The sequence below is a fragment of the Streptomyces sp. LaBMicrA B280 genome, from assembly GCF_049222185.1.
GTDB classification, from domain to species: Bacteria; Actinomycetota; Actinomycetes; order Streptomycetales; family Streptomycetaceae; genus Streptomyces; species Streptomyces murinus.
This window is the reverse complement of sequence record NZ_JBMJCT010000015.1, coordinates 43,947-63,175: the sequence shown is the minus strand read 5'-3', so window position 1 is coordinate 63,175 and position 19,229 is coordinate 43,947. Positions and strand designations below refer to the sequence as shown.

Below are 19,229 nucleotides of genomic sequence, written 5' to 3'. Positions count from 1 at the left end.
GACGGGACGGGTGTCCGGGGGCTGGGCAGGTGGGGGGGGGGGGGGGGGGGGGAAAAAACCCCCCCCCCCCCCCCCCCCCCCCCCCACCCCACCACCCCCCCCCCCCCCCCCCCCCCCCCCCCCCCCCCACCCCCCCCCCCCCCCCCCCCCCCCCCCCCCCCCCCCCCGGGGGGGGGGGGGGGGGGGGGGGGGGGGGGGGGGGGGGGGGGGGGGGGGGGGGGGGGGGGGGGGGGGGGGGGGGGGGGGGGGGGGGGGGGGGGGGGGGGGGGGGGGGGGGGGGGGGGGGGGGGAAGAAGAAAAAAAAAAACACCCCCCCCCCCCCCCCCCCCCCCCCCCCGGGACCGCGGTGCCGTAGCACCTACTTCTCGGTGACTCCCGCCGAGTCGAACGTGGCCACCTCGTGCATCGCTCTCGCCGCGCTCTGCACCAGCGGCAGCGCGAGCAGGGCGCCGGTGCCCTCGCCGAGGCGGAGGTCGAGGTCGACCAGGGGGCGCAGGCCGAGCTTGTTGAGGGCCGCGACATGGCCCGGCTCGGCGCTGCGGTGGCCGGCGATGCAGGCCGCGAGGACCTCGGGCGCGATGGCGCGGGCCACCAGGGCCGCGGCACCGGCGCTCACGCCGTCCAGGATGACCGGGGTGCGCAGGGACGCGCCGCCGAGCAGCAGGCCGACCATCGCCGCGTGCTCGAAGCCGCCGAGGGCCGCGAGGACGCCGATGGGGTCGGCCGGATCCGGCTGGTGGAGGTCCAGGGCGCGGCGGACCACCTCGGTCTTGCGGGCCAGCGTCTCGTCGTTGATGCCGGTGCCGCGGCCGGTGACCTCGGCCGGGTCGGTGCCGGTGAAGACGGAGATCAGCGCGGCGGACGCGGTGGTGTTGGCGATGCCCATCTCGCCGGTGAGCAGCGCCTTGTTGCCGGCCGCGACGAGATCGCGGGCGGTCTCGATGCCGACCTCGATGGCGGCCTTGGCCTCCTCGCGGCTCATCGCGGGCCCGGCGGTCATGTCGGAGGTGCCGCCGCGGATCTTGCGGGGCAGCAGTCCGGGGGTGGCGGGCAGGTCGGCGGCGACGCCGACGTCCACGACGCACACCTCGGCGCCGACCTGGGCGGCGAAGGCGTTGCAGACCGCGCCCCCGCCCAGGAAGTTGGCCACCATCTGACCGGTGACCTCCTGGGGCCAGGGGGTGACGCCCTGGGCGTGCACGCCGTGGTCGCCCGCGAAGATGGCGACGGCCGCGGGCTCCGGGATCGGCGGCGGGCACTGCCGGGACAGGCCCGACAGCTGTGCGGAGATGATCTCCAGCATGCCGAGCGCGCCGGCCGGCTTGGTCATGCGCTTCTGTCGCTCCCACGCCTCGCCGAGGGCCTTGGCGTCGAGCGGGCGGATCTGGGCGACGGTCTCGGCAAGCAGGTCGTGGGGTTCCTCTCCGGGCAGGGCGCGGCGGCCGTACGTCTCTTCGTGCACCACCCAGGACAGGGGGCGTCGCTTGGACCAGCCTGCCTGCATCAGCTCGGGCTCGTCCGGGAACTCGTCGACGTACCCGACGCACAGGTAGGCGATGACCTCCAGGTGCTCGGGCAGGCCGAGGGCCCGCACCATCTCGCGCTCGTCGAAGAAGCTGACCCAGCCTACGCCCAGGCCCTCGGCGCGGGCGGCGAGCCAGAGGTTCTCGACGGCGAGCGCGGCGGAGTACGGCGCCATCTGGGGCTGGGTGTACCGGCCCAGGGTGTGCCGGCCGCCGCGGGTGGGGTCGGCGGTGACGACGATGTTCACCGGGGTGTCGAGGATCGCCTCGATCTTCAGTTCCTTGAACTGCTTCGCCCGGCCCTTGGGCAGCGACTTCGCGTACGCCTCGCGCTGGCGCACGGCCAGTTCGTGCATGGTGTTGCGGGTCTCGGCGGACCGGATGACGACGAAGTCCCAGGGCTGCGAGTGGCCGACGGAGGGCGCGGTGTGCGCGGCCTCCAGGACGCGCAGCAGCACCTCGTGCGGGATGGGGTCGTCGCGGAAGCCGTTGCGGATGTCGCGGCGCTCGCGCATCACCTTGAGCACGGCCTCGCGCTCGGCGTCGTCGTAGCCGGGGGCGGCGGGGCCGCTGGGCCCCGGCGCGGGCGCCGGTGCCTCCTCGGCCGGGAGCTCCCCCTGCTCGGCGACGGGCTCCGGGGCCTCGGCGTGCGGTACGGCCTCGGCCTCCCGGGGCGCGGGCACGGTGGCCCCCGGCACGGGGCCCTGGGCGGGCAGGACGAGGGGGTGCGGCGGGGTCGGCGCGAGATGCGGCGCGCTCGGCACCTGCCCCTCCACCGGCACGAACTCCCCGAGCGGCGGCTCGGGGACCGGCTCCGGGAGAACTCCGGGCCCCTGCTCGGCGGGAGCGGGCATCACGGGGGCGTCCGTCGGCGCGGGGAACCGCTCGGCCGGGGCCTCGGCGGGCATCTCGGCCTCGACGGGCACCGGAGCCTCGGCGGGCGCCGGGACGGCCTGCGGCTGCTCGACGGCGACGGGGGCGACGGGCGCCGGTTCGGCGACGGCCTGCGGCTGCGCGGCCTCGGCCGCCTCGGTGACGACGGCTGCCTGCGGGTCCGCGGCCACGGCGGCGACGGGCGCCGGGGTGACGTCCGCGGGCTGCTGGGGGGCGGGTACGGCGGGGTCGCCGACCGGAACGGGCTCGGCGACGGGAGCCGCCTGGGCCACCGCCGGGTCCTGAGCCACCGGCTGCGCCAGCGCCTGCGCCGGGGGCTCCGGCTGCCGCGGGACGCCGGGCACGGCCGGGGCGTCCTGGACGACGGGCTCCACCGGCTGCGGGACCTGGACCTGCTGGACGTCCGGGGCGGGGGCGGCGGGCGCCTCGACGGCCTGTGTCTGCTCGACCGGGGCGGGCTGGGCCGCCTCGGTGACGGGCTCGACCGGCTGGATCACCTGGACGGGCGGGGCGGCGACCGCTTCGGCGGGGGCGGGCTCGACGGGCTCGGCGGCCCGCGCGGGCTCGACGGGCTCAGCCGTGACTGGCTCGACCGGCTCGACCTGCTGGGCGGCCGCCACGCCGGGAGCCACGGCTTCGGGGACCTGCTGGGCGTCCGGCAGCGGGACGGCGACGGCCTCGACCGGCTCGGTGGCCCGCACGGGCTCGACGGCGACCGGCTCGACCGGCTGAACGGGCTCGGCGACCGGCGCGGCGGCACCGGGCACCTGAGCCTCGGCGGGCACCGGGACGGCCTGCGGCGCACCCGTCACGGGAGCCACCGCCTCGACGGCCTGCGCCTCCTGGACCGGCTGCGCGGGCACGGCCGCTTCCGCGACCTCGATCACCTGGGCGTCCGGCACCGGCACGCTCTGCGCGCCTTCGGCCATCATCTGCGGGGAAACCTCGGGTTCTCCCGGAACCTGCGGCGCCCGCACACCGTCCTGACTGTCGACGGGTCCCGGACCGTCCTGGCCCGGTACGGCCTGCTCGGGGGCGGGCACCTGCGCGGCGACCTCACCGGCGGCCTCCGGATCAACCGTTTCGGCACCCGGCACCTGCTCGGCGACCGCCACGGCCTGCGCATCCGGCGCCTCGGGAACGACGACGACCGCGTCCGGAACCGCACCCGGCGCCTCGGCGTCGGCGGCCGGCTCGGCGATCGGCTCCGGCGCCTCGACGGCGACCGGCACGGCCTCGGCCGCGGCCACCGGCACCCCGATCACCTGGACGGCGACCTGTCCGGTCTCCGGCGCGCCCGGCACCGGGGCCGCGTCCGGGGCGGTCTCCACCGCGCCCGGTACCTGCCCGATGACCGGCGCCGCCACGGCCGTACCCGCCGGGGCCGCGCCCCAGGGGGCCGCGCTCTGCGGCCCCATCTCCCGCAGGGGCTGGGCGTCGAGGTACTCGGGGCCGCGGTCGGCGAGGGAGCGGACCGGTCCCGCGGAGGTGTCGGGGATGAGCGGGCCGAGGTGCAGCGGGCGGCGCGGCGCCGGGGTCTCCTGCGCGGACGGCAGGCGGACGCCGCCCAGGTCCACGGAGCCCGTGTCGTGGCCGGAGGCCTCGTGCAGGGTCTCGACCACCGGCTCCGGAGCGGGCGGCGGCACTTCGTTGCCCCATGCGCCCTGGGCGCCCGGCAGCAGCAGGTCTTCGTCCTCGGCGGGAGCCTCGGAGAGGTAGGTGTACGCGCCGTGCGCGGTGACGCCCGGCTGCTCCACCATGCCTGCGCTCTCCGGCTGTCCCTCGCCCGGGACCTGGCCGGTGTCGGTCATGCGTACCCCTCGCCCCATCGGTTAGTGCTCCTACGACCAGCTCACCCGGAACGGCACACCGACCGCCCCATAGTGAAGAACGAGCGTCCGTGCCCAGCGGCACGAACGACCCGCCGGAAAAGGCGACAAAGCCATTCAGTGGCATTGTCCCGGTCGTTGCGCCGTCGCGACAGCATGATCCGCGACAGGCCGCTGTGGACTACGCCACGTTGCGCGTCCACGGGTGCGCCGTACCACCCCGACCCAAAACGGGCGTGCGTTCCGGACATTGGCGAACGAAGTTCCGGGCCACCGGTGCGGTACAACGATCGGCCAGCCTACCGCGCGCGGTACGACTACCGGATCACGGGGCGATCGGACAGTACGCCGCTGAGCAGGAACGCGACGTTCCGTTCGGTCTCCCGCCAGGCCCGGGTGTCGAGTTCGACGGACTGGAGCAGGGCGCACTCGACGCGGTACCCGTGCTCGGTCAGGTCGCGGCCGACGAGTTCGGCCGCGTCGCGGGTCGCGGCGTGGGCGACGATGCGCTGCGGGCGCCGGTCGGCGACCGCCGAGACCACGGCCGCTCCCCCGCCGCCGACCCGGACCACATCGGGTTCGGGCAGGTCCTCCAGGACGTGCGGGGCGCTGCCGTGCACCACCTGGAGCTGGACTCCGTAGCGGCGGGCGGCGCCGTCGGCGCGGGCGCAGGCGGCCGGGTCACGGTCGACGGCGATGACGGCGGCTCCGGCGCGTGCAGCGTCCACGGCGAACGCGCCGGAGCCGCAGCCGATGTCCCAGACGAGGTCGCCGACCCGGGGCCCGAGGCGGGCGAGTTGGGCGGCGCGCAGCAGCTCGGTCTCGCCCTCGCCGAGCGCGCCGCCGTCGCCGTACGCCTCGTCGGGCTGGACCCAGCCGCGCGGGCCGGTGCCCGGGTCCCGGCCGGCGATCCAGCCGCCGTCCTCGGCCGCGCTCACCGGGCCGCCGATGACGATGACGACGTTGGGGTCGCGCCAGGTGTGGTCGGGGGCGTTGTCGGAGGTGACGACGGAGACCTGTTCGCGTTCGGTGCCCAGTTCCTCGCAGATGACGAAGGTGCGGTGGACGCCCGCGAGGAGGAGGCCGAGTTCGGCGGGGCCCGCGCCCGGTGAGGTGAGGACGGCCACCTTGGCGTGGGCGCGGCAGACGTTCACGGCCCGGCGCAGGGTGCGCGGGTGGGCGACGACGACCTGGGCGTCGTCCCAGGGCATCCCGGCCCGGGCGAAGGCGGCGGCGACGGAGGAGACCCCGGGGACGACCTCCACCTCCAGGCCGAACTCCGGTGCGCGCAGGGTGCGTACGACGCCGAAGAAACCGGGGTCGCCGTCGGCGAGCACGACCGCGGTGCCGCGGTGGCCGGCGATGCGCCGGGCGGCGAGCGCGACGCTGCCGAGACGGATGCGTTCGGCGAAGGGCGGGATCTCAGGCAGTGCCAGATGGTGGGCCGCGCCCGCCACGAGGGTGGCGGCGCCGAGCGCGGAGCGTGCCGCCTCGGTCAGCGGCGAGCCGTCCCAGCCGATCACCGTGACCCGGTCGGCCATCGTCGTCCATCTCCAGGTTTTCGCAGGTCGTCAAGGGTGCGGGGCCCGTGGGCGGGCTCCGTGAGGGTACCCGGTCGGGCGGCCGTGGCGGGGATCAGTTCCAGTCGGCGTACGACGTGAAGCCGCCGGTGTCGGCGAGCTGCTCGTCGGTGCCCTCCAGGTCCTCCGGCAGCAGGCTCCACACGATGAAGTCGGTGCGCAGATCGGCCCAGCCGCCGTCCTCGGTGCGTACATGGACTATGCACGCGTTGCGCAGCACGCCCTCGCTGATGCAGCCGATCTTCTGGGCGACCTGCTGGGAGGCGGCGTTGTCGGCGGCGGTGCGCAGTTCGATGCGCTCGAAGCGCTGGTCGCCGAAGAGCCAGCGGGCGGTGGCGAGCGCCGCCTCGCAGGCGTAGCCCTCGCCGCGGGCCCAGGGGGCGATGATGTACGACAGTTCGGTGGCGCGGATGTGCCAGTCGGTGCGGGTCAGCCGGACGACGCCGACCAGGCGCTGGGTGAGGAACTCGGTGACGGCCAGGTCGAGTCCGCGGCCCGCGGCGCGTTCGGCGGGCGCGTCCTCGCCGATCCAGCGCCGGGCGCCGGACTCGGTGAACGGCTGGGGCACATCGGTCCAGGCGGCGACCTGCTCGTCGTTCATCATCTCGGCCAGGGCGGGTACGTCGTCCTCGTCGAGGGGGCGCAGCACCAACCGCTCCGTGCTGATGGAGATGTTGGGGAAGGTGCTCGTCATGCGCCGCTCCGTAACCTTCGGAAGTACCTGCTGAACTGCCCAGCATGCAGCATGAAACCACTGAACCGCACGACGGGGTCCACTCCCGGTGAGGGAGCGGACCCCGTGCGTCGCGATGCCGTGCGCTGCCGGTGGCCGGATCAGAAGGACGGGATGACCGAGCCCTGGTACTTGTCCTCGATGAACTTCTTGACCTCGGGCGAGGTGAGGAGCTTGGCGAGCTTCTTGACCCGGGGGTCGTTCTCGTTGCCCTTCTTCACCGCGAGGAAGTTGCCGTAGGGGTTGTTCTTCGCGGACTCCAGGACGAGGGCGTCCTTGGCGGGCTTGAGGCCCGCGGAGATGGCGTAGTTGCCGTTGACGACCGCCGCGTCCACGTCGTCCAGGGAGCGCGGGGTCTGGGCCGCCTCGACCTCCTTGAACTGGAGGTGCTTGGGGTTCTTGGCGATGTCCTCGGGGGTGGCGTCGTTGCCGGCGCCGGACTTGAGGGTGATGAGCCCGTTGTCGGCGAGCAGCTTCAGGGCGCGGCCCTCGTTGACGGCGTCGTTGGGGACGGCGACGGTCGCACCGCTCTTCAGGTCGCCCGCCTTCTTGACCTTGTGGGAGTACAGGCCGAGGGGCTCCAGGTGCACCGTGACGACGGGCACGATGTGGGTGCCGCGCTTCTTGTTGAAGTCGTCCAGGTACGGCTGGTTCTGGAAGTAGTTGGCGTCCACCGAGCCGTCCTCGGTCGCCGTGTTCGGCGTGATGTAGTCGGTGAACTCCTTGACCTGGAGGTCGAGTCCGGCCTTCTTCGCGAGGTTCTTCTCGACGAAGTTCAGGATCTCGGCGTGCGGGACCGGGCTGGCGGCGACGACCAGCGGCCCGCTGTAGTCGTGGGAGGCGGAGGACTTGCCTGAGCCGCAGGCGGTCAGCCCGAAGGCGAGGGCTCCGGCGGCGAGGACGGCGGTGGTGAGCTTGGCGGTGTTACGCACGAAAAGTGCCTTTCCTTATGGGTGGTGCGACCCCGGATGAGGGGGTGTGGCGCGGAGCGCCTCGTTGAGGGGTGGTGGTCGGGTGACGGGTGGGCGACGGGGAGTCCGGGGGTGCCGCTACGCGGCCTTGGTGACCTCGGCCGTGTCCGGCTCCTCGGTCTCCTTGGCCTTCAGCAGCCGCAGCTTGGGCGCGGGGCCCGAGCGGCCGCCGCGGTGGTGCAGGGCGCGGGCCGCGAAGTCGCCGGCGAACTGGATGAGGGAGATGACGACGGCGAGGATGCCGACGGTGATCCACATCAGCTCGGTCTCGAAGCGCTGGTAGCCGTAGCGGACGGCGAGGTCGCCGAGGCCGCCGCCGCCGACCGTGCCGGCCATGGCGGAGTAGCCGATGAGGGCGATGACCGTGGTGGTGGTGCTGGCGATCAGGGAGGGCAGGGACTCGGGGACGAGCACCTTGCGGACGATGGTCCAGGTGTTGCCGCCCATGGACTGCACGGCCTCCACGAGCCCGCCGTCCACCTCGCGCACGGCCGTCTCGACCAGGCGGGCGAAGAACGGGATGCCGCCGATGGCGAGCGGTACGACCGCGGCGGCGGTGCCGATCGTCGTCCCGGTGACCCAGCGGGTGAAGCTCATCAGGGCGACCATCAGGATGATGAACGGCAGCGAGCGGCCGACGTTCACGATCTGGCCGATCACCTTGTTGGCGACGACGTTCTGAAGCAGGCCCCCGCGGTCCGTGAGGACGAGGAGCAGGCCGAGCGGAAGGCCCACGACGACGGCGATCAGGGTGGACCAGAGCACCATGTCGAACGTCTGGGAACACGCGTCCGACAGCAGCGGCCGCATCTCGGACCAGGTCACTTGGCACCTTCCTTCACCAGTGCGGCCTCCTGGCCCACGACGTCGATCTGGAGCCCCTGCTCGCGCAGGAAGCCGATGGGCACCACGTTGTCCTCGTAGTGGCCGGGCAGCTCGATGCGCATCCGGCCGATCTGGAGCCCGCCGACGGTGTCGATGGCGGCGCCGAGGATCGAGATGTCGATGTTGTAGGTGCGCGACAGCTGGGAGATGACCGGCTGGGTCGCGGCCTCGCCGTGGAAGGTGACGTCGAGGACGGTGCGCTCCGCGCCGGTGCGCTCGCCGCTCACCGGGAACAGCGCGGCGGCCAGCTGGGAGCCGGGGGTCGCCAGCAGCTCGCTGACCGTGCCGGACTCCACGATCCGGCCCTTCTCCATCAGGGCGGCGGAGTCGCAGATCGACTTGACCACGTCCATCTCGTGGGTGATGAGCAGGACGGTGAGGCCGAGCTGCCGGTTCAGGTCGCGCAGCAGCTGGAGGATGGCGCGGGTGGTCTCCGGGTCGAGCGCGCTGGTGGCCTCGTCGGAGAGCAGCACCTTGGGGTCGCCGGCCAGGGCGCGGGCGATGCCGACGCGCTGCTTCTGGCCGCCGGAGAGCTGGGCGGGGTAGGACTTGGCCTTGTCGGCGAGGCCGACCAGGTCGAGCAGCTCCAGCGCCTTGCGGGAACGTTCCTTCCCGGAGGTGCCGAGGATCTCCAGCGGCAGCTCGACGTTGTCCTGCACGGTCCGCGAGGACAGCAGGTTGAAGTGCTGGAAGACCATGCCGATCCGGCTGCGCGCCTGGCGCAGTTCCCGGCCCGCGCGCGGGCCGCGGCCGGCCAGGGCGGTGAGGTCCTGACCGGCGACGGTCACGGTGCCGGAGGTGGGGCGCTCCAGCAGGTTGACGCAGCGGATGAGCGAGGACTTGCCGGCGCCGGACTGGCCGATGACGCCGTAGACCTCGCCTTCGCGGACGTGGAGATCGACGCCGTCGAGGGCGGTGACATCGCGGCCGCGGGAGCGGTAGACCTTGGTCAGGCCCGATGTGGTGATCACAGGATTTCCGTCACTGTCGAGTGCGCGGGCGCGGGTGTGCCCGGGCACGGGTGCGTTGCGTGCGTTCGTGGGGTACGCGGCACGGTTCTCGGGTGGCGGTGGAGCGGAGAGAACGTGGTGTGCGCGGTACGGCCCTCGGGTCCCGCTCGCCCGGGTGGGGGCGCGGGACGGGCCGCGGCTCTCGCTTCGGGGCGCGAGGCTCAGATGGTGCGGGGGCCCTCTAGAAGGCGCACATTCGACACGGACACAGACAAACAGCACCGGGCGTCATGGTCGCCTCGGTCGCAGGGATGCGGCTGTTCGTCGTGGTCATGCGGCCCAGTAAAGCAGAAGCCCGCCGGGGAGCGGTGGCCGCCGTCCGCATAGTGGACAGCGGCGGACACCTGGGGGCGGGCTCAGTCGCGGACGGAGATCGCCACTCCCCCGTCGGTGACCAGTGCCCGCAAGGCCGCGAGGTCGTCCACGACGAGGTCGGCGTCGAGCTCCTCGGCGCGGTGGGTTGTGGCCAACGCCACGGTCCGCATGCCGGCCGCGCGGGCCGCGCGCAGTCCGGCGGGGGCGTCCTCGAAGACCACGCAGTCGGCCGGGTCGGCGCCGAGCTGCCGGGCGGCCAGCAGATAGGGCTCCGGGTCAGGCTTGCCCCGGGACACGTCGTCGGCGCTGACCAGGCACTTCGGGGTGACATCCACGGCCGTGAGGCGGGCCTCGGCGAGCCTGCGGGTGGCGGAGGTGACGACGGCCCAGCGATCGGCGGGCAGCGCGTCCAGGAACTCCCGGGTGCCGGGCAGCAGCCGTACCCCGGACACGTCCGCCACCTCCAGCTGCTCGACCCGGGCGACGGCCCGGGGCACCAGGTCGGCGGGGAGCAGGTCGGCGATGATCTCCGCCGCGGTACGGCCGTGCAGCTCCACCTGTCCGAACCGCTCGGCCGGCACCCCGTACTCCTCGGCCCAGCGCGTCCAGCAGCGCACGACGGAGTCGTAGGAGGAGACCAGGGTGCCGTCGTTGTCGAACAGGAGAGCGTGCGCGTGGATCGTCATGGCCTCGACCCTACGGCGTACGGCGGGGTCGGCGGCGTTGGCCCGATTCCGCCGTAATAAGGTCGACCGCATGCTCACTGTCCTGACGCTGGTGACCGGGGTCGCCGCGCTGCTGCTCGCCGCGTGGTGCGGCTGGGCCGCCTATCGTGACCAGCCGACGAAGGACTGGCACTTCATCGGCATGGCCGTGGTGTCGCTGCTGGGCGTGATCCAGCTGGTGATCGGGATCGTGCAGCTGGCGCGGGGCGAGAAGCCGGAGCAGGGGACCGCGATCTTCGTGGCGTATCTGCTGGGCGCGTTCGCGTGTGTGCCGGCCGCGGGGTTCATGTCGCTGGCCGAGCGGACCCGGTGGGGTTCGGTGACGGCCGCGGCGGGCGGCGTGGTGCTGGCCGTGCTTCAGGTCCGGCTCTTTGACATCTGGGGAGGCTGAGGATGACGACGGTCGAGGAGAAGCCGGCCCGGTTGATCAGCGGGCCGGGCATGCTGCTCGTGTGGTTCTACGGCGTGATGGTCGTCGGCGCGGTGTCGCGTTCCGTCTACCAGATCGCGACGGACTTCGGACGGGCGCCGCTCGCCTACGCGCTGTCCGCGGTCGCCGGGCTGATCTACGCCTTCATCACCTACACCCTGGTGCGGGGCGGGGACGTGGCCCGGCGGGCGGCGCTGCTGTGCTGCGGGGTCGAGTTGGCGGGGGTGCTGCTCGTGGGGACGTGGACGGTGGTCGATCCCTCGGCGTTCCCCGACTCCACGGTGTGGTCCGACTACGGCATGGGCTACGTGTTCATTCCCGTGCTGCTGCCCGTCTCCGCGATGTACTGGCTGCGGAAGGCGCGGTCGCAGGGGGCCGGCTGAGTCGCGGGGGCGGGGGGCGCGCCCCTCACGCCGTGGCCACATAGGTGGCCGCCGGCTTCTCCAGCACGATCAGGTCGACGCCGTCCGTGCCCTTCGCCCGGCCCACCGGCTCGTAGCCGACGCGGCGGTAGAGGCGGAGGTTGCCTTCGCTGCGGTAGCCGGTCTGGAGGCGGAAGAGGGTGGCGCCGCGTTCTCCCGCCAGGTCGGCCTCGGCGGCGCGCAGCAGCCGGGCACCGATGCCATGGCCCTGGAGGCGGGGGTGGACGCAGAGGCGGGCGATCGCGGCGGAGCCGTCCTCGGTGACCCTGCCGCGTACGGCGCCCACCACCTCGTCGCCGAGCCGGGCGACGAAGACGCAGTCGACGCCGATCTCGCGGCGGACGGCGTCGAGGGTCTCGACGAGCGGGTCGATGCGGTAGTTGCCGTACAGCTGCGCCTCGCTCTGGAAGCACAAGTACTGGAGGCGGAAGATCTCCTCCGCGTCCCCTTCGGTCGCCACCGAGATGGTCACGCTCATGCCCATGTGCGCATGCCTCCCGCTCACCTGATCATCTGTCGTCCCCCACACTCCTATCCCCGCGCCCGGCGGGAAGCAACCTTCGTCGCGCGGGGACGCCCTGTGACTTAGCCAACTCCCCGCGATCTCCCGGCCGACCGGGGCCTTTGGGGAGATCGCGGGGACGTCGGCACGGCGGGGGACGCGCGGGTCAGCCCAGGAAGTCGGCGCGGGCCAGGACGCCGGTGTCGGCGTTGTCGGTGAAGACGCCGTCGATGCCGGTCGCGAAGTACGCCTTGAAGGCGCCGAAGGGATCGCCGTAGCCGTCGGCCGCGCCGCCCTTGCGGAACTCGGTGGGCAGGAAGGGGTTCTCGTTGCGCATGGTGTAGGGGTGCAGGATCAGGCCGACCCGGTGCGCGTCGGAGACCAGGGTGGAGGGCTCGGCCAGGGAGCCGTCCGCCTTCTTGGGGATGACGAGGTCCAGGGTGGGGCCGATGCCCTGGGCGTAACCGGCGATCTCCCGCAGCCCCTTGGGGGTGATCAGGTCGGCGACCGTGCGCGGGTCGCCCGCCTCCACGAAGTCGAAGGGGCGGCTGTCGGCCGTGGACAGCAGCACCACGAGCGGGTTGTCGACCAGCTGGTTCAGCCTCTGGATGCTGGTGGGCTCGAACGACTGGAGGATCACCGGGGAGTTGCGGGTGTCCTTGCCGTGCTTGCGCAGCAGCTTGGCCACCCGCTCCTCCAGGGCGAGGCCCAGCTTGCGGAAGTAGGTGGGGTGCTTGGTCTCGGGGTAGATCCAGACCTGCTTGCCGCGCTTGCGGGTCTGTTCGTCCTGCCACTTCAGGACTTCCTCGAAGGTGGGGATCTCCCAGCGGCCGTTGTAGAGCTTGTTGTGCGGCCGGTTGTCCGGGATGCGTTCGATCGCGCGCAGCGTCTTCAGCTCGGCGAGGGTGAAGTCCTCGGTGAACCAGCCGGTGGTGGGGACGCCGTCGAGCACCTTGGTGGTCCTGCGGCCGGCGAACTCGGGGTGGTCCGCGACATCGGTGGTGCCGCCGATCTCCGGTTCGTGCCGGCAGACCAGATGGCCGTCCTTGGTGGGGCACAGGTCGCCGGCCTCGACGATGTCGGCGCCGAGGTCGAGGGCCAGCTCGTAGGAGCCGAAGGTGTGTTCGGGGCGGTAGCCGCTGGCGCCGCGGTGGCCGACGATGGTCGGCACCGGCAGGCCCTTGAGCCCGCGCGCGGTGCGCTTGGCCGCCGGGGCCTCGGCGGCCCGGGCGGTGCCGGACAGCCCGAGGACCGCGCCGCCCGCGCCCAGCATCGCGGCGCCGAGGAGCGCCCGCCGTCCCGTGACCTGCGTCTGTGGCTGCGTCTCGTTCGTACGCTCGGTTCCCATGGCGGCCTCCTGCCGTCTTCTGTCTTCTTCGCTCATCAGTCCGATGCTCATCAGTCCGGGAGATCGTAGGGGCGCGCATATGACAGAAGGGCGGCTTCGCGTCGAACTCGCGGGTGCCGGCGTATGGCCCGTGCGTGCGGGCAGGTGACGGGGTGTCGCGTACGGGGACGGGACGAGCGATGTCCGTCACATCGGCACAAGGGCGTCACAAGCCGTCAACGGCACGTCACCGCAGGTAAACCCATGTCAACACTTCGTAAGACCTCGGTGAACCGCCCGTCCCCGATGTGCGTTCGCGGCGTAGCCGCGAGTAATGTCCTCACCTGCACAGACCCACATCGCACAGATTCATACCGCCCCCTGACATCGGAGGACCCGTTGTCCCGCTTCCGCCTCATCAAGGCAGTGCTCGGACCGATCATGCGCCTGATGTTCCGCCCACAGGTGGAGGGCGCGGAGAACATCCCCGGGGACGGGCCGGTGATTCTGGCCGGAAATCACCTCACCTTCATCGACTCGATCGTGCTTCCGGTCGTCACGAAGCGTCAGGTCCTCTTCATCGGCAAGGACGAGTACGTCACCGGCAAGGGCTTCAAGGGCCGGCTGATGGCGTGGTTCTTCACCGGGGTCGGCATGATCCCGGTGGACCGGGACGGCGCGAACGGCGGGGTGGCGGCGCTGATGACGGGGCGCCGGGTCCTGGAGGAGGGCAAGGTCTTCGGGATCTACCCGGAGGGCACCCGCTCCCCCGACGGCCGCCTGTACCGCGGGCGTACGGGCATCGCCCGGCTGACCCTGATGACCGGCGCGCCGGTGGTGCCGTTCGCCATGATCGGCACCGACAAGCTCCAGCCGGGCGGCAACGGCATCCCGCGGCCCGGCAAGGTCACCGTCCGGTTCGGACCGGCGATGGAGTTCTCCCGCTACGACGGCATGGACCGCGACCGCTATGTGCTGCGCGCCGTCACCGACTCCGTGATGACCGAGGTCATGCGGCTGTCCGGGCAGGAGTACGTCGACATGTACGCCACCAAGGCGAAGGCCGCCTGAGTCCGGCGCAGCAGATGGTCGCGGGCCGTTCCGGTTGTACCGGGGCGGCCCGCGTTCGTCCGTCTGCCGGTGTGAATCTCCCCTGGGGCAGGGTCATTCGGCCTACGCCCCCGAGCGCATGATCCACAGAACATGTCTTATTCAGACATGGATACACCTTCGCGGCGAACCCTCCTCCGTGTCCCGATCGCAGCCGTCGGCGCGGGTTTCCTGGCGGCCTGCGGCTCCGGTTCGGGGCCCGAGACCCGCTCCGGTCCGCACCACCCGGACACCGGTCCCCTCGGGGCGGGCATCGAGGGGAACTTCGTACCGGCGGGGCCCAAGGGGTACGTCAACCCGTCGGACCCGGAGGTGCTCGCCACCGAGCGCAAACGCGGGGCGGGGCGCGTGCGCACGTACCGGTTCACCGCCGCGGAGACCAAGCTTGACCTGGGCGGGCGCTCGGTGCGCACCTGGGCGTACAACGACACGGTGCCGGGGCCGCTGGTCCGGGTGACCGCGGGCGACGTCCTCGATCTGACGCTCACCAACCAGCTGCCGACCACCACCACCCTGCACTCCCACGGGGTACGGCTGCGCTGCGACATGGACGGCGTCCCGGATCTGACGCAGCGCCCGATCCCGGCCGGCACGGACTACCGCTACCGGTTCACCGTGAAGCACCCCGGCACCTATCTGCTCCACTCCCACGTCGGGATGCAGCCGGACCGCGCGCTGTACGCGCCGCTGGTCGTGGACGATCCCAAGGAGACCCTCGCCTACGACAAGGAGTGGGTCGTCGTCCTGGACGACTGGCTCGACGGCGTGGACGGCTCCACCCCCGACAGCGTCCTCGAACAGCTCAAGCCGGGCGGCTCCGGGATGGCCGGCATGGGCATGGGCCCGGAGCATCCGCACGCGAGCGGGAGCCCCTCCCCGAGCGCGAGCAGATCGGCCAAGGCGAAGCCGTCGCCGCCGATGAGGGCCGGAGGCGGTCCGAACCGGGTGCTGCACGACTCCCACAGCCGCATGCTGGACGGCGACGGCGGCAGTGTCGACTACCCGTACTACCTCGCCAACGGGCGCCTGCCGCACCGGCCCCAGGAGTTCCGCTGCCGTCCCGGCGACCGCATCCGGGTGCGCTTCGTCAACGCGGGTTCGGAGACGGCCTTCCGGGTCTCGCTCGGCGGGCACGCCATGACGGTCACCCACACCGACGGCTACCCCGTGCGGCACAAGGAGACCGACGCGCTGCTCATCGGGATGTCCGAGCGGTACGACGTGCTGGTGACCGCCAAGGACGGCTGCTTCCCGCTGGTCGCGCTGGCCGAGGGCAAGAAGGGCGGCGCGCTCGCCGTGCTGCGCACCGACAAGGGGAAGAACCTTCCGGCGCCGGATGTCCGCCCCGACGAACTGGACGGCGAGTGCGTGCCCGCGCGACGGCTCAAGCCGGCCGACTCGGTGGCACTGGCCGAGCGGCACCCGGACCGCCAGCTGCGCATCAAGATCACCGGCAGCATGGGGAAGTACGACTGGGGCTTCGACCACAAGCCGTACGACGTCCGCCAGCGGCACGAGATCCACGCCGGGGAGCGGGTGCGGCTGACCCTCATCAACGCCACCGACATGTGGCACCCCATGCATCTGCACGGGCACACCTTCGCGATGACGGGCCTGGACGCGGTGGGCGCGCGCAAGGACACGGCCCTGGTGCTGCCGCACCGCAAGCTGGTGGTGGAGTTCGACGCGGACAACCCCGGCCTGTGGATGCTGCACTGCCACAACCAGTACCACTCGGAGAGCGGGATGATGACGGTGCTCGGCTACAAGCGGTGAGGGGCCGCCGGGTGAGGCGCGCTCACCCGGCGTTCTCCAGCCGCTGCCCCTTCAGCAGGAACCACGCCGCGACCGCCGTGCCCAGCAGGACCGCCGCGCCCGCGCCGGAGGCCAGGTGGAGGCCGTGGACGAAGGCGTCACGGGCCGCGTCCAGGAGGGACTCGGCGGTCTCCGGCGGCAGCTGGGCCGACGCCTGCACGGCGGCGCCCAGCGAGTCATGGGCGCCCGGCGGGGTGCCGGCCGGGCCGTGGAAGCCGCTGTAGACGGCGGTCACGATGGAGCCGAGGAGGGCGATGCCCAGGGCGGCGCCCAGTTCGTAGGCCGTCTCGGAGACCGCGGAGGCGGCGCCCGCCTGCTCCTTGGGCACGCTGGAGAGGATGACATCGGCGGTGACCGTGAAGGACAGGCCCGCGCCGACGCCCACCACCAGCAGGGCGGCGCCGAGCACCGGATAGCCCGTGCTCTGGCCGAGGCAGGTCAGCACGGCCAGGGACAGGCCGACCGCGGCGAGCCCGGCCGAGACCACCGAGCGGACCGAGAAGCGCCGGGCGGCGCTGCCCGCGGCGAGTCCGGCCGCCACCGCGCCCACGGCGGCGGGCAGTTCGGCGAGACCCGCCTCGAACGGGCGCCTGTCCTGCACGAGTTGGAGGTACTGGGAGAGGAAGAAGACCAGGCCGGACATGCCGAGCACGGTCAGCAGGTCGGCGAGGACCGCGCCGCTGAAGCCGCGGTGCCGGAACAGCCGCATGTCCAGCAGCGGGGCCGGCATGGTCAACTGGCGCCGTACGAAGCCGTACAGCGCGCCCGCGCCCAGCAGACCCGCGGCGAGCGTGGGCCAGGAGAAGCCGTGGGTGGCCGCCTCCTTGACGGCGTAGACCACGCCGATCATGCCGACCAGGGAGAGCAGCACGCTGGCCAGGTCCCAGGGGCCCGGGTTCGGGTTACGGGACTCGGGCAGGGTGCGGATGCCGACCAGGACGAGGACCGCCATCACCGGCAGGTTGATCAGGAAGACCGAGCCCCACCAGAAGTGCTCCAGCAGGAAGCCGCCGACGATGGGACCGACCGCCGTACCGGCCGAGGCCGTCGCGCCCCAGATGCCGACGGCGAGGCTGCGCTCGCGCGGGTCGTGGAAGAGGTTGCGGATCAGGGCGAGGGTGGCCGGCATCAGGGTCGCGCCCGCGACACCGAGCAGCGCTCGCGCCAGGATCATCAACTCCGGTGTCGTGGCGTAGGCGTTGAGCACGGATATCGCGCCGAACGCGGTGGCGCCGCAGAGCAGGATCCGCTTGCGCCCGATGCGGTCGCCGAGGCTGCCCATGGAGACCAGCAGACCGGCGATGACGAAGGAGTAGACGTCACCGATCCACAGCAGCTGGGTGCCGGAGGGGTGCAGGTCCTCGCTGATGTAGGGGGTCGCCAGGCCGAGCACGGTGGCGTCGACGGCCACCAGCAGCACGGCCAGGACGAGGACGCAGAGCGCGAGCCAGCGGCCCGGACGCGCCGTGGGCCGCGCCGCCTTGGCCGGCCGCACTGTGCTGGTCATGATTCCTCTCTCCGTAGAGCGCCGCCGAGCAGCAGCTCGGCGACCATGGTCGGGAAGTCGCGGGCGGCCACGCGGCCGTCCAGGGTGGCCCAGGCGCAGGAGGCGGTCAGGCCGTACAGCGCCTCGGTGAGCCAGACGGGTGTCAGGTCGATGCGGAACTCGCCGTCCTGTTGTCCGCGCTGGAACAGGGCGCCGATCCGGCTGTCCAGCCGCTGCCAGCCGTCGTTCTGCCGATCGCCCTCCCACAGCTGGCTCTCGCCGTACAGGAAGGCGAGCAGTCCCGCGGCCGGCTGGATCTCGCGGACCAGTCGGCGTACGCCGTCGGTCGCGGTTCCCTCCTCCGGGCGGGCCCGGTCCAGCGCCGCCTCGCACTCGGCGATGCCGAGCGCCTCCAGCGCCCGTACGAGCGCGTCGCGTCCGGCGAAGTGCCGGTGCAGTGTCGCCCGGCTGATCCCGGCGGCCTTGGCGACCTCGTCCATGGTCGCGGTGGATTTACGGGTCAGCAGCGCGGCGGCGGCGCGCAGTACATGGTCTCGGTCCAGGGCCATGAGACAAGAGTAGCCCATGTGAGACATGAATGTCTCATCATGGGCATGCGTGACTCATCGTCGCTGGTCAGCGAGGGTTTTCGATCAGTGCCAGGGCAGCTGTCCGCGCCGCTCCCAGTACGCGCGCGGCTCCTCCGTGAGCGTGGCGAGGCGGGTCATCCGGTCCGCGTCCAGATCGACGGCGGGGGCGTGCAGATTGGAGGAGAGCTGGGTGAGGGTCGCGGCGCCGGAGAGGACGACGCCCGCCCAGGGCTGCCGCAGGATCCAGGCGAGGGCGACGGCGTCGGGGCCGAGCCCCTCCTCGGCGGCGATCGACCGCAGTGCCTCGGGGGCGTTCGGACCGGCGAGCCGCCCGTTGGCCATGCCTTCCTTGACGATCACGGTCAGCCCGGCGTCATGGGCCTCGGCGAGGGCGGGGGCGGCCGAGTGCTCCAGGATGTTGTACGTCGACTGGACGGTACGGAAGAGGGGCGCGCCGTCGACCGTCACCGCGAGGGCGGCGCGGACGGTGTCCGCCTGCCGGGGCCCGCTGGTGGAGAAGCCGACGGTCAGTCCCCCGGCGGCGGCCTCGGCGAGCCGCGCGTGGAGTTCCTTGTCGGTGAGGGCGGGGCTGTCCGGGGTGAGCGAGTGGATCTGGTAGAGGTCGAGCCGGTCGCCGAGCAGCGCGTCGGACTCGGCGCGCTGACGCTCGTACGTCGCCAGGGTGTGGTCCTTGACCTCGTGCCGCTCGGCGTCGGTGGACCAGTCGGCGGTGTAGGTGTAGCCCCACTTGCTGCCGATGACGACGTCGTCGACGCCGGGGTTCTTCGTCAGCCAGTCGGCGAGGAACTCCTCGGAACGGCCGTAGGAGCGGGCCACGTCGATGTAGCGGACGCCCTGCGCGTAGGCCGCGTCGAGGAGTTCATGGGTACGGGTGCGCAGGGCGTCGACGCTGCGGTCCCCGCCGAGGTCGTCGTCCCGGCCGAGGTTGATGTAGCCGGGGCGACCGACGGCGGCGAGACCGAGTCCGATGTGGCAGGTCGGGGTGGTCGCGTGGGCGAGGCGGGCGAAGGGCATCGCGGGCTCCGGTTCGGTCGGTTCCGGTTCGGTTCCGGTTCACGACC

Annotated in this window: 16 protein-coding genes; 4 read left to right on the top strand and 12 right to left on the bottom strand. The window is 72.8% G+C overall.

Translation table 11 applies throughout. The features are described 5' to 3' along the window. Nucleotides 1–358: 358 nt before the first annotated feature. From cobT to ACLF5H_RS15455, 7 genes are all read right to left on the bottom strand, one after another. Complete coding sequence (gene cobT / locus ACLF5H_RS15485) at nt 359–4,228, bottom strand: nicotinate-nucleotide--dimethylbenzimidazole phosphoribosyltransferase (protein WP_421676662.1); 3,870 nt, start codon at nt 4,226–4,228, stop codon at nt 359–361. Between the two features lie 335 nt (nt 4,229–4,563). Next, entirely contained in the window at nt 4,564–5,787 is a 1,224-nt protein-coding gene (gene cbiE / locus ACLF5H_RS15480) for a precorrin-6y C5,15-methyltransferase (decarboxylating) subunit CbiE (protein ID WP_421676661.1), read from the bottom strand. Between the two features lie 94 nt (nt 5,788–5,881). Next, a complete protein-coding gene (locus ACLF5H_RS15475; protein ID WP_421676660.1) occupies nt 5,882–6,520 on the bottom strand; it encodes a GNAT family N-acetyltransferase in 639 nt (212 codons plus the stop codon). Nucleotides 6,521–6,660: 140 nt separating this feature from the next. Continuing rightward, nucleotides 6,661–7,491: a MetQ/NlpA family ABC transporter substrate-binding protein gene (locus tag ACLF5H_RS15470; RefSeq protein ID WP_421676659.1), complete on the bottom strand. Its 831-nt coding sequence runs from the start codon at nt 7,489–7,491 to the stop codon at nt 6,661–6,663. A 117-nt stretch (nt 7,492–7,608) separates the two neighbouring features. Further along, entirely contained in the window at nt 7,609–8,355 is a 747-nt protein-coding gene (locus ACLF5H_RS15465; RefSeq protein WP_421676658.1) for a methionine ABC transporter permease, read from the bottom strand. Then, nucleotides 8,352–9,386 (bottom strand): methionine ABC transporter ATP-binding protein, encoded by a 1,035-nt coding sequence (locus ACLF5H_RS15460; RefSeq protein ID WP_421676657.1) that lies wholly within the window; start codon nt 9,384–9,386, stop codon nt 8,352–8,354. Before ACLF5H_RS15460 ends, ACLF5H_RS15465 begins: the two co-directional genes overlap by 4 nt. 395 nt (nt 9,387–9,781) lie before the next feature. Continuing rightward, complete coding sequence (locus ACLF5H_RS15455) at nt 9,782–10,426, bottom strand: HAD-IA family hydrolase (RefSeq protein WP_421676656.1); 645 nt, start codon at nt 10,424–10,426, stop codon at nt 9,782–9,784. Between the two features lie 70 nt (nt 10,427–10,496). Here ACLF5H_RS15455 and ACLF5H_RS15450 point away from each other — a divergent pair, with 70 nt between their 5' ends. Both ACLF5H_RS15450 and ACLF5H_RS15445 read left to right on the top strand, forming a co-directional pair. Then, nucleotides 10,497–10,856, top strand: coding sequence for a hypothetical protein (locus ACLF5H_RS15450; RefSeq protein ID WP_037651124.1), 360 nt, complete (start codon nt 10,497–10,499; stop codon nt 10,854–10,856). A 2-nt stretch (nt 10,857–10,858) separates the two neighbouring features. Beyond that, a complete protein-coding gene (locus ACLF5H_RS15445) occupies nt 10,859–11,278 on the top strand; it encodes a hypothetical protein (RefSeq protein ID WP_037651125.1) in 420 nt (139 codons plus the stop codon). Between the two features lie 25 nt (nt 11,279–11,303). On the opposite strand, the gene ACLF5H_RS15440 is transcribed toward ACLF5H_RS15445, so the two are convergent. Then, nucleotides 11,304–11,801, bottom strand: a complete 498-nt coding sequence (locus ACLF5H_RS15440) for a GNAT family N-acetyltransferase (RefSeq protein WP_421676655.1) — start codon at nt 11,799–11,801, stop codon at nt 11,304–11,306. Nucleotides 11,802–11,985: 184 nt separating this feature from the next. Further along, nucleotides 11,986–13,167, bottom strand: a complete 1,182-nt coding sequence (locus ACLF5H_RS15435; RefSeq protein WP_421676755.1) for a glycerophosphodiester phosphodiesterase — start codon at nt 13,165–13,167, stop codon at nt 11,986–11,988. A 285-nt stretch (nt 13,168–13,452) separates the two neighbouring features. Between ACLF5H_RS15435 and ACLF5H_RS15430 the strand changes: the two genes are divergently transcribed. Beyond that, the gene (locus ACLF5H_RS15430) at nt 13,453–14,217 is read left to right on the top strand and encodes a lysophospholipid acyltransferase family protein (RefSeq protein WP_421676754.1); all 765 of its coding nucleotides are present in this window, start codon (nt 13,453–13,455) and stop codon (nt 14,215–14,217) included. A gap of 147 nt (nt 14,218–14,364) precedes the next feature. Continuing rightward, a complete protein-coding gene (locus tag ACLF5H_RS15425) occupies nt 14,365–16,032 on the top strand; it encodes a multicopper oxidase family protein (RefSeq protein ID WP_421676654.1) in 1,668 nt (555 codons plus the stop codon). Between the two features lie 22 nt (nt 16,033–16,054). On the opposite strand, the gene ACLF5H_RS15420 is transcribed toward ACLF5H_RS15425, so the two are convergent. From ACLF5H_RS15420 to ACLF5H_RS15410, 3 genes are all read right to left on the bottom strand, one after another. Then, complete coding sequence (locus ACLF5H_RS15420) at nt 16,055–17,578, bottom strand: MFS transporter (protein ID WP_421676653.1); 1,524 nt, start codon at nt 17,576–17,578, stop codon at nt 16,055–16,057. Continuing rightward, the gene (locus ACLF5H_RS15415; RefSeq protein ID WP_421676652.1) at nt 17,575–18,126 is read right to left on the bottom strand and encodes a TetR/AcrR family transcriptional regulator; all 552 of its coding nucleotides are present in this window, start codon (nt 18,124–18,126) and stop codon (nt 17,575–17,577) included. The genes ACLF5H_RS15420 and ACLF5H_RS15415 overlap by 4 nt, the downstream gene beginning before the upstream one ends. Nucleotides 18,127–18,210: 84 nt before the next feature. Continuing rightward, a complete protein-coding gene (locus ACLF5H_RS15410) occupies nt 18,211–19,182 on the bottom strand; it encodes an aldo/keto reductase (RefSeq protein WP_421676651.1) in 972 nt (323 codons plus the stop codon). Between the last annotated feature and the right edge of the window lie 47 nt (nt 19,183–19,229).

Excerpts from the sequence above, each read along its gene's own strand:
- ACLF5H_RS15420 (WP_421676653.1), bottom strand. The coding sequence starts at position 17,578 with ATGACCAGCACAGTGCGGCCGGCCAAGGCGGCGCGGCCCACGGCGCGT.
- cbiE (WP_421676661.1), bottom strand. The coding sequence starts at position 5,787 with ATGGCCGACCGGGTCACGGTGATCGGCTGGGACGGCTCGCCGCTGACC.
- ACLF5H_RS15455 (WP_421676656.1), bottom strand. The coding sequence starts at position 10,426 with ATGACGATCCACGCGCACGCTCTCCTGTTCGACAACGACGGCACCCTG.
- ACLF5H_RS15440 (WP_421676655.1), bottom strand. The coding sequence starts at position 11,801 with ATGGGCATGAGCGTGACCATCTCGGTGGCGACCGAAGGGGACGCGGAG.
- ACLF5H_RS15430 (WP_421676754.1), top strand. The coding sequence starts at position 13,453 with ATGTGCGTTCGCGGCGTAGCCGCGAGTAATGTCCTCACCTGCACAGAC.
- ACLF5H_RS15445 (WP_037651125.1), top strand. The coding sequence starts at position 10,859 with ATGACGACGGTCGAGGAGAAGCCGGCCCGGTTGATCAGCGGGCCGGGC.
- ACLF5H_RS15450 (WP_037651124.1), top strand. The coding sequence starts at position 10,497 with ATGCTCACTGTCCTGACGCTGGTGACCGGGGTCGCCGCGCTGCTGCTC.
- ACLF5H_RS15415 (WP_421676652.1), bottom strand. The coding sequence starts at position 18,126 with ATGGCCCTGGACCGAGACCATGTACTGCGCGCCGCCGCCGCGCTGCTG.
- ACLF5H_RS15425 (WP_421676654.1), top strand. The coding sequence starts at position 14,365 with ATGGATACACCTTCGCGGCGAACCCTCCTCCGTGTCCCGATCGCAGCC.
- ACLF5H_RS15410 (WP_421676651.1), bottom strand. The coding sequence starts at position 19,182 with ATGCCCTTCGCCCGCCTCGCCCACGCGACCACCCCGACCTGCCACATC.
- cobT (WP_421676662.1), bottom strand. The coding sequence starts at position 4,228 with ATGACCGACACCGGCCAGGTCCCGGGCGAGGGACAGCCGGAGAGCGCA.
- ACLF5H_RS15475 (WP_421676660.1), bottom strand. The coding sequence starts at position 6,520 with ATGACGAGCACCTTCCCCAACATCTCCATCAGCACGGAGCGGTTGGTG.
- ACLF5H_RS15435 (WP_421676755.1), bottom strand. The coding sequence starts at position 13,167 with ATGGGAACCGAGCGTACGAACGAGACGCAGCCACAGACGCAGGTCACG.